Source organism: Terriglobales bacterium, from assembly GCA_035543055.1.
GTDB lineage: Bacteria > Acidobacteriota > Terriglobia > Terriglobales > Acidobacteriaceae > JAIQFD01.
Genome location: DATKKJ010000098.1, coordinates 33,340 through 51,937, shown reverse-complemented (window position 1 = coordinate 51,937; position 18,598 = coordinate 33,340). Strand labels below are relative to the sequence as shown.

At 64.6% G+C, this 18,598-nt stretch carries 15 protein-coding genes; 8 read left to right on the top strand and 7 right to left on the bottom strand.

Features of this window, described 5'->3' with window-relative positions; all coding sequences use genetic code 11:
- On the top strand, window positions 1–1,882 hold a 1,882-nt coding region (locus VMS96_07580; GenBank protein HVP43277.1), incomplete at its 5' end, for a DUF1800 domain-containing protein.
- A gap of 40 nt (window positions 1,883–1,922) precedes the next feature.
- Window positions 1,923–3,158, top strand: coding sequence for a DUF1501 domain-containing protein (locus VMS96_07575; protein HVP43276.1), 1,236 nt, complete (start codon window positions 1,923–1,925; stop codon window positions 3,156–3,158).
- Between the two features lie 181 nt (window positions 3,159–3,339).
- On the opposite strand, the gene VMS96_07570 is transcribed toward VMS96_07575, so the two are convergent.
- The 5 genes from VMS96_07570 to VMS96_07550 all read right to left on the bottom strand — a co-directional run bounded on the left by VMS96_07570 (window position 3,340) and on the right by VMS96_07550 (window position 8,650).
- On the bottom strand, window positions 3,340–4,764 hold the full coding sequence (locus VMS96_07570; protein HVP43275.1) for a hypothetical protein: 1,425 nt from the start codon (window positions 4,762–4,764) through the stop codon (window positions 3,340–3,342).
- Window positions 4,765–4,855: 91 nt separating this feature from the next.
- Window positions 4,856–5,920, bottom strand: a complete 1,065-nt coding sequence (locus VMS96_07565; protein HVP43274.1) for a sensor domain-containing diguanylate cyclase — start codon at window positions 5,918–5,920, stop codon at window positions 4,856–4,858.
- Window positions 5,921–5,995: 75 nt separating this feature from the next.
- A complete protein-coding gene (locus tag VMS96_07560; protein ID HVP43273.1) occupies window positions 5,996–6,304 on the bottom strand; it encodes a Rieske (2Fe-2S) protein in 309 nt (102 codons plus the stop codon).
- 98 nt (window positions 6,305–6,402) lie between these two features.
- Window positions 6,403–6,963, bottom strand: a complete 561-nt coding sequence (gene nuoB / locus VMS96_07555) for an NADH-quinone oxidoreductase subunit NuoB (GenBank protein ID HVP43272.1) — start codon at window positions 6,961–6,963, stop codon at window positions 6,403–6,405.
- A 481-nt stretch (window positions 6,964–7,444) separates the two neighbouring features.
- A complete protein-coding gene (locus tag VMS96_07550; GenBank protein ID HVP43271.1) occupies window positions 7,445–8,650 on the bottom strand; it encodes a zinc ribbon domain-containing protein in 1,206 nt (401 codons plus the stop codon).
- 426 nt (window positions 8,651–9,076) lie between these two features.
- Between VMS96_07550 and VMS96_07545 the strand changes: the two genes are divergently transcribed.
- Complete coding sequence (locus VMS96_07545) at window positions 9,077–10,672, top strand: TldD/PmbA family protein (GenBank protein HVP43270.1); 1,596 nt, start codon at window positions 9,077–9,079, stop codon at window positions 10,670–10,672.
- A 9-nt stretch (window positions 10,673–10,681) separates the two neighbouring features.
- The gene (locus VMS96_07540) at window positions 10,682–12,064 is read left to right on the top strand and encodes a TldD/PmbA family protein (GenBank protein ID HVP43269.1); all 1,383 of its coding nucleotides are present in this window, start codon (window positions 10,682–10,684) and stop codon (window positions 12,062–12,064) included.
- A gap of 50 nt (window positions 12,065–12,114) precedes the next feature.
- On the opposite strand, the gene VMS96_07535 is transcribed toward VMS96_07540, so the two are convergent.
- Both VMS96_07535 and VMS96_07530 read right to left on the bottom strand, forming a co-directional pair.
- The gene (locus VMS96_07535) at window positions 12,115–14,352 is read right to left on the bottom strand and encodes a protein kinase (protein HVP43268.1); all 2,238 of its coding nucleotides are present in this window, start codon (window positions 14,350–14,352) and stop codon (window positions 12,115–12,117) included.
- A gap of 111 nt (window positions 14,353–14,463) precedes the next feature.
- Window positions 14,464–15,198, bottom strand: coding sequence for a methyltransferase domain-containing protein (locus tag VMS96_07530; GenBank protein ID HVP43267.1), 735 nt, complete (start codon window positions 15,196–15,198; stop codon window positions 14,464–14,466).
- A gap of 40 nt (window positions 15,199–15,238) precedes the next feature.
- On the opposite strand from VMS96_07530, the gene VMS96_07525 reads away from it, so the two are divergent.
- From VMS96_07525 to VMS96_07510, 4 genes are all read left to right on the top strand, one after another.
- Complete coding sequence (locus VMS96_07525; protein ID HVP43266.1) at window positions 15,239–15,424, top strand: hypothetical protein; 186 nt, start codon at window positions 15,239–15,241, stop codon at window positions 15,422–15,424.
- On the top strand, window positions 15,421–16,806 hold the full coding sequence (locus VMS96_07520) for an amino acid permease (GenBank protein ID HVP43265.1): 1,386 nt from the start codon (window positions 15,421–15,423) through the stop codon (window positions 16,804–16,806). The genes VMS96_07525 and VMS96_07520 overlap by 4 nt, the downstream gene beginning before the upstream one ends.
- Before the next feature lie 148 nt (window positions 16,807–16,954).
- Window positions 16,955–18,154, top strand: a complete 1,200-nt coding sequence (locus tag VMS96_07515; protein ID HVP43264.1) for a saccharopine dehydrogenase C-terminal domain-containing protein — start codon at window positions 16,955–16,957, stop codon at window positions 18,152–18,154.
- Between the two features lies 1 nt (window position 18,155).
- Complete coding sequence (locus tag VMS96_07510; GenBank protein HVP43263.1) at window positions 18,156–18,575, top strand: DoxX family protein; 420 nt, start codon at window positions 18,156–18,158, stop codon at window positions 18,573–18,575.
- The last annotated feature ends 23 nt before the right edge of the window (window positions 18,576–18,598 follow it).

Genomic DNA, 18,598 nt, shown 5'->3' with positions numbered 1-18,598 from the left:
CAGCTTCGGCCCGCGTCCCGGTGAGGTGGAGCGGGTCCGCGCCATGGGCCTCGACAAGTGGTTCGAGCAGCAGCGCCATCCGGAGAGGATCGACGACCGCGAGCTGCAGGCGCGCCTCGCGAATTATCCGACCCTGGCCATGAGCACTCGCGAGATGGTGGAGAGATTCCCGCCTCCCGCGCTGGTGAAGGCGGTGGCTGAGGGCAAGGCCCCCATGCCGCGTGATCCCCAGGAGCGCGCCATCTATCAGAAGCAGATCGAGATCTACCAGGAGCGCAAAGCGGCCAAGCGAGAGAATCCGGATGCCGCCGATGCCGACCCGCAGGAGATGTCGCCCGAGCAGCAGGCCGAGCGGCGCCAGGCGCGCATGCAGGCCCAGCAGAAGGCCGACGCCATGCTCGACATGACTCCCGAAGAGCGCATGCAGGAACTGGGCCGCATGTCGCCCCAGGAGCTCCGCAGCTTCAACCGGGCGCTCTCTCCGGAACAGCGCCAGCAGTTGATGGGCGAGTTCACTCCGCAGCAACGCGAGAACCTGATGCGCATGGTCGCGCCGCAGCAGGCCATCGTCGGCGAGCTCCAGCAGGGCAAGCTGCTGCGCGCCGCCTACAGCGAGCGTCAGCTTGAAGAAGTGATGACCGACTTCTGGTTCAACCACTTCAACGTCTTCATCAACAAGGGCGCAGACCGCTACCTGATCACCGCCTATGAGCGCGACGTGATCCGTTCCCACGCCCTGGGCAAGTTCAAGGATCTGCTCGAAGCCACGGCCAAGAGCCCAGCCATGCTCTTTTACCTCGACAACTGGCTGAGTGTCGGGACCGATTCCGAGTTTGCCAGGTACGGCCCCGGCGGCCAGCGCCGCGCCCAGGGCCGCGGAGGCTATCGGCGCGGACGCTTCGGCGGGCCCCTCGGCCAGCCGCGGCAGAATCCCAACGCCCAGCAGCGCCAGCAACAGGCCAAGAACAAGCGCAGCGGCCTGAACGAGAACTACGCCCGCGAGATCATGGAGCTGCACACCCTCGGGGTGAACGGCGGCTATAGCCAGCAGGACGTCACCGAACTGGCCAAGATCCTCACCGGCTGGACCATCAGGCAACCGCGCCAGGGCGGCGGCTTCGATTTCAACGAGCGCATGCACCAGCCCGGCGAAAAGAATTTCCTCGGCAAGAGGATCAAGGAACACGGCCAGAAAGAGGGCGAGGAAGTGATCGAGATGCTCTCCCGCCATCCCTCGACCGCCCGCTTCATCTCCACCAAGCTGGCCATGCGCTTCGTCTCCGACGAACCTCCGCCGGCGCTGGTGGACCGCATGGCCGAAACTTTTCTAAAGACCGACGGCGACATCCGCGAGGTCCTGCGCGCCATGTACCGCTCGCCGGAGTTCTGGGCGCCCGAGTCCTATCGCGCCAAGGTGAAGACCCCGCTGGAATTCGTGGCCTCCGCCGTGCGTGCGGGCGCAATCGACGTGCAGAACGCCATGCCTTTGGCGCAGGCGCTGAACCGCATGGGCATGCCGCTGTACGGCGCGCAGCCGCCCACCGGATATTCCATGAAGGCCGACGCCTGGGTGAACTCGGCGGCCCTGCTCAACCGCATGAACCTGGCCCTCGCCATGGGCACCGGACGCCTGCCCGGGGTCCGGCTCGAACCCGAGTCGCTGCTCGGCAATGCCCCGTCTGAGGACCCAAGGCAGACGCTTGCCGTGCTGGAGAACGCCTTGCTTTCCGGCGACGTCTCCCGGCAGACGCACGAGACCATCGAGAAGCAGTTGAACGATCCCCAGGTCACCGGGCGGCGGCTGGACGATTCGCCGCGGCCGGTGAAAGCCGGCGTCATCGCCGGCCTGATCCTGGGCTCCCCGGAGTTCCAGCGGCGATAGGACTGTGAGACGCCCTGACGGGCGTCTCTACGGAATGGATATGAGAATCACTCGACGGGTCTTCCTCAAGGGCAGTGCGATGGCCATCGCCGCCACCGCCGCCGTTCCCGGCTTCCTCACCCGCGCGGTCTACGGCGCCGAGAACAGCCGCCGCAAACGCCTGGTGGTGCTCTTCCAGCGCGGCGCCGCCGACGGCCTGAACATCGTCGTGCCCCACGGCGAGGGCGCCTACTACGGCATGCGTCCCAGCATCGCCATTCCTCGCCAGAGTGTGCTCGACCTGGACGGTTTCTTCGGCCTGCACCCTTCTCTGGCGCCGCTCAAGCCGCTTTGGAACCAGAAGCACCTGGCACTGGTGCACGCCGCCGGCTCACCCGACACCACGCGCTCCCACTTCGACGCCCAGGACTACATGGAATCGGGCACCCCGGGCGTGAAGTCCACCGAAGACGGCTGGTTGAACCGTGCCCTGCGCGACAAGAAGGCCGAGGAGAGTCCCTTCCGCGCCGTCGCTCTCGGCACCGGCCTGCCCCGGATGCTTGCCGGCTCGGCTCCCGCTATCGCCATCTCGAACGTGAACGAGTTCGGGGTCGGGGGGCGCAATCCTGCCGCCGCGCCGTTAGCCAACACTTTCGAGGCGATGTACGCGCAGTCGGTGGACGCCGTGCTGCACGGCACCGGCCAAGAGACCTTCGACGCGGTCAAGATGCTGAAGTCCGCCGATCCGGGCCGCTACACCCCGGCGCCCGGCGCGAACTACCCTCGCGGGCGTTTCGGAGACAGCCTGCGCCAGATCGCGCAGTTGCTGAAGGCCGATCTCGGCGTCGAGGTCGCCTTCGCCGACATCGGCGGCTGGGACCACCATGTCAACGAGGGCAACACCCAGGGACAGCTGGCCAACCTGCTGCGCGAGTTCGGCGGCGCCATTGCCGCCTTCTGGACCGACCTTGGCGATCTCGCCGGCGACACCGTGCTGGTCAGCATGTCGGAGTTCGGCCGCACCGCCCGCGAGAACGGCAACCGCGGCACCGACCACGGCCACGCCAATGTGATGTTCGTTCTCGGGGGACCGGTGAAAGGCGGACGGGTGTACGGCGACTGGCCCGGCCTCAACCCGGGCCAACTCTACGAAGGCCGCGACCTCGCTCTGACCACAGATTTCCGCCGTGTGCTGGGCGAGGCCGTCTATCGCCACCTCGGCAACAGCGACCTGGCCACGGTCTTCCCGGGCTTTGAGAATGACGTAAGGCGATTCCCGGGGCTGCTGCGGACTTAGGACGGACGGGTACTGTTTTGATGGCGTCATCCTGAGCAGCTTTAGCCGCGAAGGATCTCGCGTACAACACGCGAGATGCTTCGGGCCTGAAGGCCCTCAGCATGACGCCATAGGAGTGGAACGCTTTCTCGGCACTACCAAACGGCGCGGCCAGCCGCGCCGTTCATCCTGACCAGCTTCCCTACTTCTTCGCCGGCGCTTTCTTCACCGGCGCTTTGGCCGGCACTGCTTTCTGCGGGTGCAGGTCCTTGTCGATCTGTTCCCGCACCGCATCGGCCTCATGCTCGAACCCATTCATCACCGCATCCACGGCCCGCACCGGGGCAGCGCCCAGCAGGCTCGTCTTCAACTCCGGAAGCGGTCTGATGGTGCGGAAGAGCTGGATGTCCAGTTTCGCGTGGTAGTCGTCCGGACCCGCAGCCGTCTTGATCACTCGGCCCGGGATCGCCGGCGCCGGCTGTCCGGGATCGCCGAGGGCCGCCGCTTCGGTGAACAGGACGTAATCGCAATCCTTGGCTTTCCCTTCCTCGATGGCCTCCTTCAGCTCCTGGGCGTCCAGCGGGATCGGCTCCATCTTCCGGATCTGAATCTCGTACATCAGATCCAGCCGCAGATTAAAGACCGGCAGGTACTGCCCGGTCTTGTCCGCGATCTTCACCACGCCGACGCGCAATACGCCCGATGCCTTGGGCGGGGCGGTCGTGACCACGGCAGCCTTTAGCGTCGTCGGCGCTGCCGGCGCAGCCGCCGGCGCGGGTTCGGCGGGAGCGCCCGCCACTTCGATCGGGATCCCCTGGCTGCAGCTGCCGCCGCCCGACGCCATCGCCCGCGGATCTCCCATCATCGCTTGAGGATCATTCACCTGACGGTATCCGGCGGGGATGTCGAACAGCGCCGGATTCAGGTTCGCTGTCGAAAGCTCGGTGACCTCCTCGGTCATGGTGAACGGACGTCCTTCCGCCATGAACGTGATGGTTTCTTTCAGCGGGAAGCCCGGGTTGCTCATGCCACCCTTCATGCGGATGGTGTCCCGGCATGACGGACGCGCGCCGCGCCCTACCATGCCGCCCGCATAGCGGTGCGTGCCCGCATCACAAGTGAATTGCGGAGACAGGCTCACGTACCAGCCGTCCTTCTCCATCTTCATTCCCTGCTTCTGGCAGGCGTCGGGGCTCGGCTCCATGGACATGGTCGTGCGGATATGCCGCGCTTCCAGCCCGAACATCTTTTGCCGTTCCTTGGTGTCGCTGTACTCATTGACGATGGTCAGCACGCCACCCTTTTGGGGCGCGCCGCGGTCGGCCTGTTCTCCCCCTGCCATCGCCGCTGCCGGGCTCATCCCCGGCCCCATCTCGTCCATCGGCGTGACCATGTACGTCTTGGTGCAGGTGTTGATGGTGATGATCCGCTTCTGGTCGCATTGCACGATGGTGGTCGAGCCCATGCCCATCATGCCCGTATCTTCCCTGCGCTCCCGCGCTCCTTTCACGTAAACGGTGCTCTCCATGGCCTGGCCCATCATTGTCCTCCGCGTCTTGATCTTCGAATCCGCGGAACACAGGCCCACCAGCATCAAGCAAACGAGGACGATCTTAGGAAGACGCATTTCTCCACTCCCGGATTTCCGGATGTTGTTGGCCGACGGCCGACGACCTGCGACCGACGACCTCGCTGACGACTGACGCCTGGCGACTGCTTTACGCCCCGACCGCCTGCTCGCGCACGACGATCTTGTCGCTGGTCTTGACGAACGCTTTCACGTGGTCCGCCTTGCGCAGCAGGTCTTCCAGGACTTCCGGCGCCTTGACGTGCGTGACCACGCTGATGGCGAACAGGAGCGGCCAATCGTGCTGCTGGATGGCTTCCAGCATCAGCTCGCGGATCTTGCCCGCGAATTGTTTGGCGGAATCGGCGGCCGTGGTCGGCAGCAGCACCATGAACTCGGCGTCGCCGGTGCGCGCCAGCACGTCAGTATGGCGGACACGGTTGCGCAGCAGGTTGGCCACCGACACCAGCAGCGCGTCCGCCACCTGGTCTCCCTGTTGTTCGCGGATGCGCGCCAGGTTCTCCAGGTCGAACGCGATGATGCTGATCGGCACTTCGTAGCGTTGCGCGCGCTTGCGCTCGCGGTCGGCGACCTCCAGGAACGCCCGGCGGTTCATCAGGCCGGTGAGCAGGTCCACCCGCGCCAGTTCCGGCTCCCGGTCATACGCCATCTGCAGTTCATGTTCGGCGTGCTGCGCGTCGGCACGCGCCTTCTTGAGCTCGGCGCGCAGGCGGGCGGACTCCAGCAGCGCCTCCGCCTGTCGGGCCAGCGCGCGCAGCGCCGTGATCTGATCGCCCGTCAGGTCGCGCGGCACGACGTCGAGCACGCACAAGGTCCCCAACGCATGCTTGCCGTCGGCGCTGAACAGAGGGAGCCCCGCATAGAAGCGGATCCTCGGCTCGCTGAGCACCAGCGGGTTGGCGGCGAAGCGCGGGTCGGAAAGCGTGTCGCGCACCACCATCAGGTCGCTTTGCAGGATGGCGTAGGAGCAGAACGAGATATCGCGTGGGCACTCGGTCGCCTGGATCCCGACCCGCGCCTTGAACCACTGCCGCTCCGATTCGATCAGGCTCACCAGTGCGATCGGGGTGCGGCACAGCGCTACAGCCAGTTGCGCCAGGTCGTCAAAGGCCGGCTCCGCTTCCGTCTCCAGGAGCCGGTAATCGCGCAGAGCCGCGAGACGTGCTTCTTCGCCCTTGGGTTTTGGCGCCGGCACCTGAGCCTCCGCTGTCAGTGCAGCTTTCGGGGGACTTCGATGGTACCCGGAAACGCGGCGGGAGTCGAGGGGCTGTCATACTTCGACCAGCACGTCGTCGCCATCAATCTTCAGCGGATACACCGCGACCTTGGCTTCGCTGCTGTGGACCGCCTGGCCGGTCTTCGGGTCCCACATCCAGCCGTGCCAGGGACAGATGACTTTTCCGTCCATCACCACACCCTGCCCGATGGGCCCACCGCGGTGCAGGCAGAGGTTGTCCATGGCCGAGCACGTGCCGTCCACGTTGGCCACGCAGATGACTTTCCCGGCGACCTGAAACTCCTTGGCCTCGTTCTCCCCCGGCAGGTCGGCCCTGGTGCCGATCTTCACGTATTCCGCCATCAGAAACCTCATCCGCAGACTAACGCAGACCTGCGCAGATGAAAAGCAAAAGCCCGCTTCATTCGCGGGCTTCCTGGCTACTAACTACCAGCTACTAGCTACTTCGGTTGCAGCGTCTGCGCAATCATCACCTGCTTCTTGAACGACTCCACCATGCTCTCATCCAGCCGCACCTCGGTGGGCTTCTTGGCGATGGTCATGCCGTCGATCTTGTCCTGCAGCTTGAGCAGGGCGTAAAAGAGGTTCTCCGGACGCGGCGGGCTGCCGATCACATAGACGTCCACGGGCACGATACGGTCCACGCCCTGCAACACGGCGTAGGTGTTGAACGGGCCGCCGACCGAGGAGCAGGCGCCCATCGAGATCACCCACTTGGGATCGGGCATCTGGTCGTAGATGCGCTTGACCACCGGCGCCATCTTCAGGGTCACCGTGCCCGAGACGATCATCAGGTCGGACTGGCGGGGACTGGGACGGAACACCTCGGCCCCGAAGCGGGCGATGTCGAAGCGGGCGGTGGAGCTGGCGATCATCTCGATGGCGCAGCAGGCCAGGCCGAAGGTCATCGGCCAGAGGGCGGATTTCCGCGCCCAGTTGAAGACGTAATCGACGGTGGTGATGAGGAAGTTCTTCTCGAACCGGTTCTGCAGCCAGCCCATTCGGACCCTCTTGGTATGACCTTTCAGTCTAGGTTTCCCATCCCCCAGTGTCAACGAAACCCGGGGTAGGATGTGGCAACGGGAAAAACGGCTCCACCCCACCCCCTTCTTCGGGGTGCGCGGGGGAGGGGCGGGCGCGCGGGGGGGGAAGATGTGCTGTTTGCAGAAACAAGTGCACGAAGTCCTTTCTTGCACTGGTCCATTGTGATACAAGGGCGGCGATAAATACCTGCGAGGGACAATCGCAGGAATTCAACGGGGCCCCAAAACAGGGAGGAGACATGTCTCTCCGCCCGGTCCCGATAGTGGTCTGTGATCCTGTCACAATAGGCGGAAGTGGCATGTCGTAACAAGTGATACGGGCTGTTATCGACAGTTGCGTCCGGCGCGGGCAGGCGCGCAAGAGGTCAGAACGTCCGTGGAGCTTGTCATTCAAATGGTGAGGAGCGGGCGGAAGAAGAATCATTGTAGATGTGAAATCTCAATCCTGATTACGCTTTGCTGAATCTAAGTTCCAAGTCCACGTCTCGTCGAAGCCGTCCGTCAGTTCCAAGCGCTTGAAGCCTAGCTGCCTGGCTGTATCAAAGATATCGCTCTTTTGCGACATCTGATGCGCCATCACTTTGCTGACTAGGGCCCACTTCATTCGCAGTGTGGTGTGCTTCGCTCCAATCGCAGTCACGTCCATGTTCCAGCCTTCATCCAGCATTTGGTTTTCAACAATCTTCGCAAACGCAATTCGAGCGGCCTCGTCGGTCGCAGCTTTCGCCCTCTCGGCTTCAGCAGCTTTGATTTTGCTCTGACGAGCAGCTTCGGCGGCGCGCTTCTGTTTTTCCACCAAGAACCGAGACTTGATGTCTGCGGCGGTATGTGCTTCAAAAGCTCCGGCTGGTATGGCGCCGATATGCAGAAAACCCTGCGATTCCGATTGAGGAATCGCTCCAGGCTGCAACAGCTTCTTCGCTTCCGCTAGGTGTTCAGCGGGCGTCATCGCATTGAACCGCTGTTGCGCTGCTGCTTGTTCTTCAGCAGCCTTCCTTGCCCTCTCTTGTGCAACCTTCGCGTCCGCGTTCTTCTGAACGTCTGCCTGCCTTTGAGCAGCACGTTCCTCGAAATCGCTGATAACAACTTCCACGACTTCGACAACCAGGACGATTCCGACGACAGCCCCTACCACCATGAGCTTTTTCCGCGGTGGGATCTTTAAGCGCGGAACCACGTAAAAGAACCCAAAGACCGCTAGGAATCCTGCAAGCGCCGCCCACCCTTTGAGAAGCACCGCAGCGACAATCGCCAACACTAGAGCAGCGATGAACTTCGCTTGCCCTCCAGAGCTTATTTGAGTTGGTGCGCCAACACCCTCAGCACTGGGCTGCGGACTTTGACCTGGTAAAGACGCGCCACAGGCTGGGCAGAACCGAGCGTCGGCGGACATGTGCTGCCCACAGCTCGTACAGAACGTATTACTGGATTGTCCGGCGGTTATTCCCGCACCAGCGACAGCAGCGGCTGCAAGGGGCTGATCTTCGTAGGTGACCGTGTAAGTCTTATTGTCACCGAGGAATCCGGTGAAGAGCGACCACCGCTTTGTCGTAGAGACGTTGACGACCCGTACGCTGTTACCGCTTTTGTTCAGCCACGAGCTGTACTCGCGGGTTGACCTGAATTCTTTGACTTTAAGACCCATTTGGGGCCTCGATGGGGCGCTTGCTTGGCGACAAGCCGCGCTGGATGCCGTAACGGAGGAATTCTAGTCCAGGAACTTGGTCAACCCGACTTTCTTTTCCATTCCGCGCTCGATCCTAGTACGGCCCGGAGCGCCCCTGCCCGCTAGGATGTCATGCCCAACAATCGTCTTAGCAAGTGTGGCTTTCGCTTCGCGTGTCTGTGACCCCCCGTGCGCGCGCCCGCCCCTCCGGCCGCCGCCGCTGCACACGCTGCCGCATACGCGCATGACCCGCGCGCCCCAAAGAGGGGGGTGGAGCCGTTTTTCCCGTTGCCACATCCTACCCGTCAACGAAACCCGCACCCTTGCCTGTGATTGCCGTCACATGCCGCGGTTGCGGTCGGGCCCCGCGATAGAGTAGAAGATACAGTCCCTTCGGAGACATCCATGAGCATCTCCCGACGCCGTTTTCTGGAATTGACCGGCACCGCCGCGGCCGCCGCCTTCGCCACCGAACTCTTCGGGCTTCCCGAGCTGAACGCAGCCAACACCGGAGGCAAGCCCTCGCCTGAGCTGGCGAAGCTGGCGGAGGTTGCGCTTTCGCGGGCCAAGAAGCTCGGCGCCAGCTACGCCGACATCCGCATCAACCGCTATCGCGACCAGGTGGTCTCGCTCTTCTCCACTCCCTCTCCGGGCGGCAAGGTGAACCATGTGCCTTCGGTGGGCGAGACCCAGTCGTTCGGCTTCGGGGTGCGCGTCCTGGCCAACCATACCTGGGGATTTGCCGGCGGCTATGCGGTGACGCCTGACGAGATCGCGCGGGTCATCGAACAGGCGGTGGCCATGGCGAAGGCGAACTCGGTCCTGCAGAAGCAGCCGGTCCAGCTCGCGCCCGTTCGCGCTTACGTGGACAAGTGGACCACGCCGCACACCCAGGATCCGTTCGCCGTCCCCATCGCCGAGAAGCTGGACCTCCTGCGGCGCACCAACGACGCCATCAAGTCGGTCTCCCAGGTGTTCTCCGCTAACTCCAATCTGGTGGTGCACTCGGAGGACAAGTACTTCGCCTCCACCGAGGGCTCGCGCATCCAGCAGTACATCGTGCAGAGCTACGGCCAGGCGACGGCGCGCGCCACCGACCGCCAGACCCGGATCTCGCGCACCCGCTCCTACACGCCCTCGCCGGTCACCGCCGGATACGAGGCCGTGATCGAGGCCGACCTTCCCGGCAACGGCAAGCGCATCGGAGAAGAAGCGGTCGCGCACCTCTCCGCTCCGCCGGTCACGCCGGGCAAGAAGGACCTGGTGCTGATGCCCAGCCACCTGGCGCTGACCATCCACGAGTCCATCGGGCACGCCACCGAACTGGACCGCGCCCTGGGCTACGAAGCCAACTTCGCCGGCACCAGCTTCATGACCACCGACAAGCTGGGCAAGTTCCGCTACGGCAGCGAGTGGATGAACATCGTCGGCGACCGCACCCTGCCCCGCGGCATGTCCACCGTCGGCTACGACGACGATGGGGTGAAGGCCCGCGCCTTCGACATCGTCAAGAACGGCATCTTCGTCCACTACCAGACCATCCGCGACCAGGCCCACCTGATCGGCGACAAGGAGTCCATGGGCTGCTGCTACGCCGACTCCTTTGATTCCGTCCCCTTCCAACGCATCCCCAACGTCTGGCTCAAGCCGGGCGAGAAAGCGATGTCGCTCGACCAGCTGATCGCCGGGGTGGACGACGGGGTGCTCATCGACGGCCGCGGCTCCTGGTCCATCGACCACCAGCGCTACAACTTCCAGTTCGGCGGCGACCTCTTTTGGGAGATCAAGGGCGGCAAGCGCGGCAAGATGTTGTCGCGCGTCGCCTACCAGGCGCGCACCCCCGACTTCTGGGCCTCGCTCGACGGCATCTGCGATAAGCGGTTCTGGCAGAACCACGGCCTGACCAGCGACGGCAAAGGGCAGCCTGGGCAGATCAACGCCATGAGCCACGGCTGCGCGCCCTCGCGTTTCCGCCAGGTCAACGTCATCCTCACCGACTAGGAGAGAAACATGCTCAGCAACGACCAAGCGCGCAAACTCGTGGACCAGGTGCTCTCCTACTCCAAGGCCGACAACTGCGAAGTGCGGATCGGCGCCGGGGACGCGGCCAACATCCGCTTCGCCAACAACAGCGTCACCACCAGCGGACGCCAACAGCGCATCGCCCTGCGCATCTCATCGACCTTCGACGCGCGCACCGGAAGCGTCGCCACCAACGAGACCTCCGCCGAAGCGCTCAAGGGTGCGGTGGCGAGATCCGAAGAGCTGGCCAAGCTGGCGCCGCCCGATCCCGAGTACGTCGAGCCGCTCGGCGCGCAGAAGTATCCGCAGATCGAGGGATTCGACCAGCGCACCGCCGATTCCGGTGCTAAAGAGCTGGCAGAGGCGGTGCGCGCCACCATCGAGGGCGCCGCCGCCAAGAAACTGGAGTCCAGCGGCTTCCTGGAACGCGAAGCCAGCGCCTACGCCCTGGGCAACAAGAAAGGCAATTTCGGCTACACCACGCTCACCGACTACAACTACACCACGACGGTGCGCACGCCCGACGGCACCGGCTCCGGGTGGGCCCTGTCCGCGGGCCACGAGCTCGGCGCGATGGACTCCCGCGCGGTGGCGCGGGTCGCCATCGACAAGGCCATTCTGTCGCAGAAGCCGCGCAAGCTCGATCCCGGCCGCTACACCGTCATCCTGGAGCCGGCCGCGGTGGAAGACCTCGTCCTGCTGCTCTTCGGTGGCGGCTTCGATGCCCGGGCCGCCGACGAAGGCCGGTCGGTGATGAGCAAGAAAGGCGGCGGCACCCGCGTCGGCGAAAAAATGTTCTCCGACCGCATCACCGTGCGCAGCGACCCCTTCGATATACGCATCCCCACCGTGCCCTGGTACGGCGGCATCTCCACCCAGCTGGCCGGCGTCGGGCAGTTCTTCTTCGGCGGCGGAGGTGGCGGTGGCGCCAGCTTCCTGCCGGTGGAGCGGCGCACTTGGGTGGAGAAGGGCGTGGTCAAGGGCCTGAGCTACAGCCGCTACTGGGCGAAGCAGAAGAACACCGCGCCCACCGGCCCCGCGAGTTGGGCGACCATCATCCACGGCGAGGACCACTCGCTGGATGACCTCATCAAGTCCACCGAGCGCGGCCTGCTGATCACCCACTTCTTCTACATCCGCTTCGTGCAGCCCCAGACCCAGCAGTACACCGGCCTCACCCGCGACGGCGTATTCATGATCGAGAACGGCCAGATCGCGTACCCGGTGAACAATTTCCGCTGGAACGAGAGCCCGGTCAACGTGCTGGCCAACGCCGAGATGCTCAGCCGCCCGGTGCGGACGGAGCGCGCTATCGTGCCCGCCATCAAGACCCACGACTTCAACATGGCGAGCGTGTCGGACGCGATCTGAGGCGTCGTCAGGCTCCGGCCGCCAGTCGACGCTCTTGGCGGTAGGAGCGCTTACGAGCTCGCTTTCGCCCGTTTCGAGCGGCACAGTTCCTGGAATTCAGGATCGTCGTAGAGGCAGGTAAGGTCGGGGTCGCGGGACGCCCATTCGATGTTCCCGTAGCCCGCCGCCACCGCTTTCTTCAGGCTGTCGAGTGCATCTGCTTTCCGGGAGAGCACTCCGTAGGTACAGGCGGCGTTGTACAGGACACTGGGCTCATTGGGCCGCAGGGCCACCGCAGTCTGGGCCTGGCGAACGGCATCCTCCTCCTTGCCCAGGGTGGCATAGATGCAGGCCAGCAGGATGCGGGCGCGGACGTCTTCCGGCACCAGCTCCAGTTGCTGCTCCAGGATGACGGACTGGCGTTCCCGCAGCCGCGTGGCGGCCTCCGCATGGCCGAGCTTCACCAGACTGTTGATGAAGGGGATGTAAACGTTGTAATCGTCGCCGCTGGTCTCCAGCGCCCGGTCCTTGATGGCGAGCGCGTCCTGGTAGCGGCCGGACACGAAGTAGGCCCGGGCCAGGATGTTGTAGGCGCCGTCGCAGTTCGGGTTTCGCTCCAGCGCCATGCGGGCGTACTGGACCGCATCCTCGGGCCTTTTCTCGCCGTAGAACAGGCGGGCGCGGGCCGCCAGCACCTCGGCCAGCTGCGGGTCCAGGGACGACGCCTGATCGCAAGCGGCGACCCCGCGCTCGATCCACTTCGGGTTCTGCTCGCGCAGTTCGTAGTACAAGCCACAGACATTGGCGACACCGGCATGGGCGAGAGCGAAGTTGGGATCGAGCTTGATGGCCTGCTCGAACATCTGCAGGGCGAACTCCAGGTTCTCGCGCCGGGTATAGCTGCGCCCGCGCAGGTAGTAATCGTAAGCCTGGAGGTTCTCCGTCGGTTTGCGGGCGATGGTCTTCTCTTCCTGCGGCGAAAGGGTGATGCGCAGCGCCTGGGCGATGCTGCGGGCGATCTCGTCCTGGATGACGAAGACGTCCTCCAGTTCGCGGTCGTATCGCTCCGCCCAAGCCGAGTGGCGAGTGCGGGTCTCGACCAGTTGCGCGGTGATGCGCAGCCGGTTCCCGGCGCGCCGAATGCTTCCCTCCAGAACGAAGGAGGCGTTCAGTTGCTGCCCGACCTCGGGCGCGGTGACCGGCTTGTTGCGGAATCCCAGCACTTCCGAGCGGGGAAAGACCCGCAACTGGCTGATCTTGGAGAGCTCGGTGATGATGTCCTCGGTCATGCCGTCGCGGAAGTACTCGTCGTCTTTCGCGCCGCTCAGGTTCTCGAAATAGAGCACGGCAACCGAGTTCTCGGCGGCAGGGGCGACCGCCTGGCGGGCCGGGGTTGGCGCGGCTCCCGCGGGCCGGGCCACGGATGTCCGGCTGCCCGAATCCAGATCGCGCTTCAGGCGCTTGAGGTCGCCGCGCAGTTCGGCGGCGCTCTGGTAGCGCATGTCCGGGTCCTTCTCCAGGGCCTTGTTGATGATGCGGTCCAGCTCGGCGGGCGTGTTGGGATTCAGGTCCAGCGCGGATTTGGGCATGCCATGCAGGATGGCGTCGGAGATGGCAGCTGGGGTGCCGCCGGGGAACGCGACCGAGCCCGTGGTCATCTCGTACAGCACGCTGCCGAAGGAGAACAGGTCGGTGCGCGCATCCAATTCCTTGCCCAGGGTCTGTTCCGGAGACATGTAGGAAGCGGTGCCGACCGTGGAGCCGGGGCTGGTCAGATGGGAATCGGACGCCGCGGTCGCCATGCCCGCCCCGACCACTTCGGCTACACGGATGGATTTCTGGGTGAACTTGGCGACACCGAAGTCCAGCACCTTGGCGTGTCCGGCGCGGGTGACGAAGATGTTCGCCGGCTTGATATCGCGGTGGATGATGCCGCGGCCGTGGGCCAGGTCGAGGGCATCGGCGATCTGGATGCCCAGGTCGATGACCCGCTCGATCTTCAGCGAATCCCCTTCGATGAGGTGCTTCAGGGTCGCGCCTTCGAGCAGCTCCATGACGATGAAGGGCTCGCCGTCCTGCTCACCGACCTCGTGGACGGTGCAGATATGAGGATGGGTGAGACCGGCCGCGGCCCGGGCCTCGCGCAGGAAGCGGTCGAGCGTCTGCTGGTCGCGCATCGTGTCCTGAGGCAGGAATTTGAGGGCCACGGTACGGCCTAGTACGGTATCTTCCGCGCGGTGTACCACCCCCATGCCGCCGCCGCCGAGCTTCTCCAGAACCCGGTAATGCGAGACTGTTCTACCGTCCACCGACACCCCTTCCCCACTCTTGGGCTGTGCGCGCCATACTAGGCGGGAACATCGGGTGGGTCAAACAGATACTGCAGAGCCCAGGCTGCGGAGTGTCAGTTCGGAACCGGGTCAGTAGATCTGGTATCCCGGCGCCGGGGAGCGGAGATTGGGCTTGGTGGCCATCAGCAGCAGGGCGCCGATGCGCTTGAAGTCACGCAGCTCCTGGGCGTTCTTGAACCACTTGCCGGAGTAGTCGTCGGGGGTGGGCGTGTCGTCGGGGATGTGGACAGCCTCGACGTCCTCGAAAGCGTGCTTCTGGAGCAGCTCCACGTACTCCTGCCTGGAGCGGGCGTGCACTGGGACCTTGAGCTCTTCCACCCAACGCAGGGAGTAGGGGTTGTCCTTGTAGAGGTTGATGAGAATGAACAGCCGTCCGCGCGGCGCCATCACGCGGAAGAGTTCGTTCAGCGCCCGGTCCTGGTCGGGATAGTAATAGAAGGACTCGACCGAGAGCACCTTGTCGAAGAAGTTCTCTTCCCAGGGGATCTTGTCGGCCGAGCCGACCACGAACATCACGTTCTCGAAGTCCTTGGAGGCGGTGCGGGCACGGCGGATCATCTCGTCGGAGATGTCGATGCCGATGACCTGGCCGTGGCCTTCAGGGCCTTCGCCGACCAGGCGGGCCAGGATGCGGGTGGCCCAGCCCGCGCCACAGCCCAGGTCGAGCACGCGCTCCCCGGGACGCAGGGCCATGCGGCGTATGGTCTTCTCGGTGATGTCGAGGTGATGGCGCTCCATCTCCTCGCCGCGGCCGGCCTCGGCCCACTTGTTGAATTCGGAGCGAAGCTGTTCGTCCGGGGTCATGGTCGAGTAGCTAGGAGCTAGGAGCTAGGAGTCATTGTAAATGGGCGCTGTGGTAGAGTTCGCTTTCCGCATGGCCGAACAGTCGCAGGTGAAACCGGAGGCGCTCTACTGCCCGAAGTGCGAGCGCGAAGTGGAGGACCCCCTCACCTGCGGCGATTGCTCGGCGGTGATCTGCCGGGTGTGCGGGACGCCCCTGGAATCGCCCGACGAGTTGGGGATCGGATGAGCCCTACCGGGCCCGCAACCGCGGCGGAATCCAAAGCCACCCTCATCCGCGGGCTGTCGCTGCTGGATTCCGTCCTGCTGCTGGTAGGCGGCATCATCGGTTCGGCGGTCTTTCTGGCGGTGAGCGACGTCGCCGAGCACTTGGTTAATCCGCTGGTCTTCCTGGGTGTGTGGGTACTGGGCGGCGGCATCTCGCTGCTGGCCTGCTTCGCCTTCGCGGAGTTGGGCGCGATGTTCCCCAGCGCCGGCGGGCAGTACGTCTATCTGCGCGAGGCCTACGGCGAGTTCTACGGCTTCCTGTTCGGCTGGATGGTGTTGTTCATCAACTTCAGCGGCACCACCGCGGCGCTGTGCGTCGGCTTCGCCACCTACGGCGACGAGGTCCTGCCCTACGGCGCCAGGCAGGCGCTGTTCACGTTGGGCGCGTGGTCGCCGACCCGCGGACAGCTGGTTGCGGTGCTGGCCATCGCCTTCGTGACCTGGATCAACGTGGTCGGGTTGCGGCGGGCGGCCACCTTCCAGAACATCGCGACGTGGATGAAGTTCGCTGCTATCGCCGTGTTCGTCGCGCTCGGGTTCCTGGTGGGCAAGGGCTCGATGCAGCATTTCTCGACGCTGGCGCCGATGGAACATCCCCCAGCGCTGCCGGTCGCGGTATTCCTGGCCCTGACCGGGGTCTTCTGGGCGTTCGACGGATGGAACTACGTTACGTGTGCGGCGGGCGAAGTGAAGGAGCCGCAGCGCAACATCCCGCGGGCGCTGGTGCTGGGCGTGATCGCGGTGGGCGTCATCTACCTGAGCCTGAACCTGGCGTACCTCTACGCATTGCCGCTGTCGCAGATCAAGCAGGAGCGCACCATCGCGCAGGCGGCGGCCATGACCCTGTTCTCGCCGGGCGCAGGGCGCTGGATGTCCCTGCTGATCACCACTTCCTGCTTCGGGGCGGCGTCGGCGTGCACCCTGGCGGGGGCGCGCGTGGTGTATGCCATGGCTTGCGACCGAGCCTTCTTCCCCGCGCTTTCTTACGTGCACCCGCGCTATCGCACGCCGTCGCGGTCGCTGGTGCTGCTGGGGGCGTGGTCGGCGGTGCTGGCGTTGAGCGGCAAGTACGATGAGCTGTACACCTACGTGATGCTGGTCGGGGTCATCGCCTACGTGGGCACGGTGGCGGCGGTGTTCGTGCTGCGCAAGAAGCGTCCGAACGTCGAGCGGCCGTACCGCTGCACGGGATATCCAGTCCTGCCGGCGCTGTACCTGGTGGCGGGAACCATCTGGGCAGTGATCGTCGCCTACGAGCGGCCCAAGGAAGCGATTGCGGGCGCGGTCATCATGCTGATCGGGGTGCCCGGATATCTCTATTGGAGGCGTTCCGGGAGGCCGTGAATACCCGGGCGACGTGAGCAAGAAGACTCACCACAAAGGACACAAAGGAAGACACGAAGGCAGACACACCAACCTACCGGCCACTAGCTACCAGCTACTTCTTTCCTGTAACCTGAGCGGTTCTTTACTCCATGCGGGAAGTGCTCTTATGAAGCTCTTAGTGATCGGCGCGGGCATGATGGGGTCGGCGGCGGCGTACGACATGGCGCGCGCCGAGCAGGTGGAATCGGTCACTTTGGCCGACAGTGACGGCAGGAAAGCCAAAGCTGCCGCGGCGCGGGTGAACAAGCTGGCCAGCGGTAAGAAGGTGCGGGCGGTTGTGTTCGACGCCCGCAAACCGGCGGCGGCGAAGAAGCTGATGCGCGGGCACGATGGCGTGCTCTCCGCCATCCCCTACTTCTTCAACCTTGGTCTGTGCAAGGCGGCCATCGAGGCGGGCTGCCATTTTGCCGACCTGGGCGGCAACAACACCGTGGTCAAGCAGGAATATGCGCTCAGCAAGCAGGCGGAGAAGAAGGGCGTGGGCATCGCGCCGGACTGCGGGCTGTCGCCGGGCATGGCGTCGATCATGGCGGGCGAGCTGATGCGCAAGGCGGGCGGCAAGGCCGACGCGCTGAAGATCTACGTCGGCGGCCTGCCCAGGAATCCCAAGCCGCCGTTCTACTACCAACTGGTGTTCTCGGTGGAGGGGCTGATCAACGAATACGTGGAACCGGCCAAGGTACTGCGCGGCGGCAAGATCACCTACCTCGAGCCGCTGACCGAGCCCGAAGACTTCGAGATCCGCGGCCTGCCCCGGCTGATCGCCTTCCACACCTCGGGCGGGACTTCGACCCTGCCCGAGACCTTCCAGGGCAAGGTGGGCGAGTGCTTCGAGAAGACGCTGCGCTATCCCATCCACTTCGCCATGGTGCGGCTGCTCTACGACCTGGGGCTGTTCTCCAGCGCAAAACGGAAAGTGGGAAAAGCGACGATCGCCCCGCGGGAGCTGACGGCGCAGATCCTAAGCGAGAAATTCGCTGGCAACGATCCCGACATCTGCATCCTGCGGGTGGAGGCGCACGCCCAGGGCTCGGTGTACTCGTATTCCCTGTTCGACGACTACGATCCGAGCACGAAGATGTCGGCGATGATGCGCACCACCGCCTGGCCGGCGTCGATCGTACTGCAGATGATGTGCAGCGGGAAGATCGCCAAGCGCGGCGGCATCTACCAGGAGAGCGACGTGCCGACCCCGGAATTCGTGGCCGAGATGCAGCGCCGCGGGGTAAGCCTGAGCTATTCGGAGGAATCCGCGAAGCTCAGCGAAACAGGCAAGATCCAGGCTTACGTATCGGGGAGGGGCTAGCTTGCGATTCCTGGACCGCCTGCAGCCGCTGGGCTTGCTGGTGATGCGCCTGGCCCTGGGCGCCATCATGATCGCCTACGGGGCGCAGAAGGCGCTCGGCGGGATGTCGGCATTTGTGAGCATCGTCAAGGGCTTCGGCTTCCCCTGGTGGATGGCTTACGTGGCGGTGGTGGCGGAACTGGGCGGCGGTACGCTGCTGGTGCTGGGGCTCCTGACGCGCGTGGCTGCCCTCGCCCTGTTCGTCGAGATGTGCGTGGCCATCGCCAAGGTCACCTGGCCGCATGGATTGAGAGGACCGCTAGGTTACGGATTTCCCCTGGCGTGCGCCGCCCTGGCGTTCGCACTCATCTTCTTCGGCGGAGGACCAATCGCGCTGGACGCGGTGATGCGCGGCGGCGGCGGGCCGTCCAAGTCCAAATAGACGTGGGCGCAGGTCGGAGACCC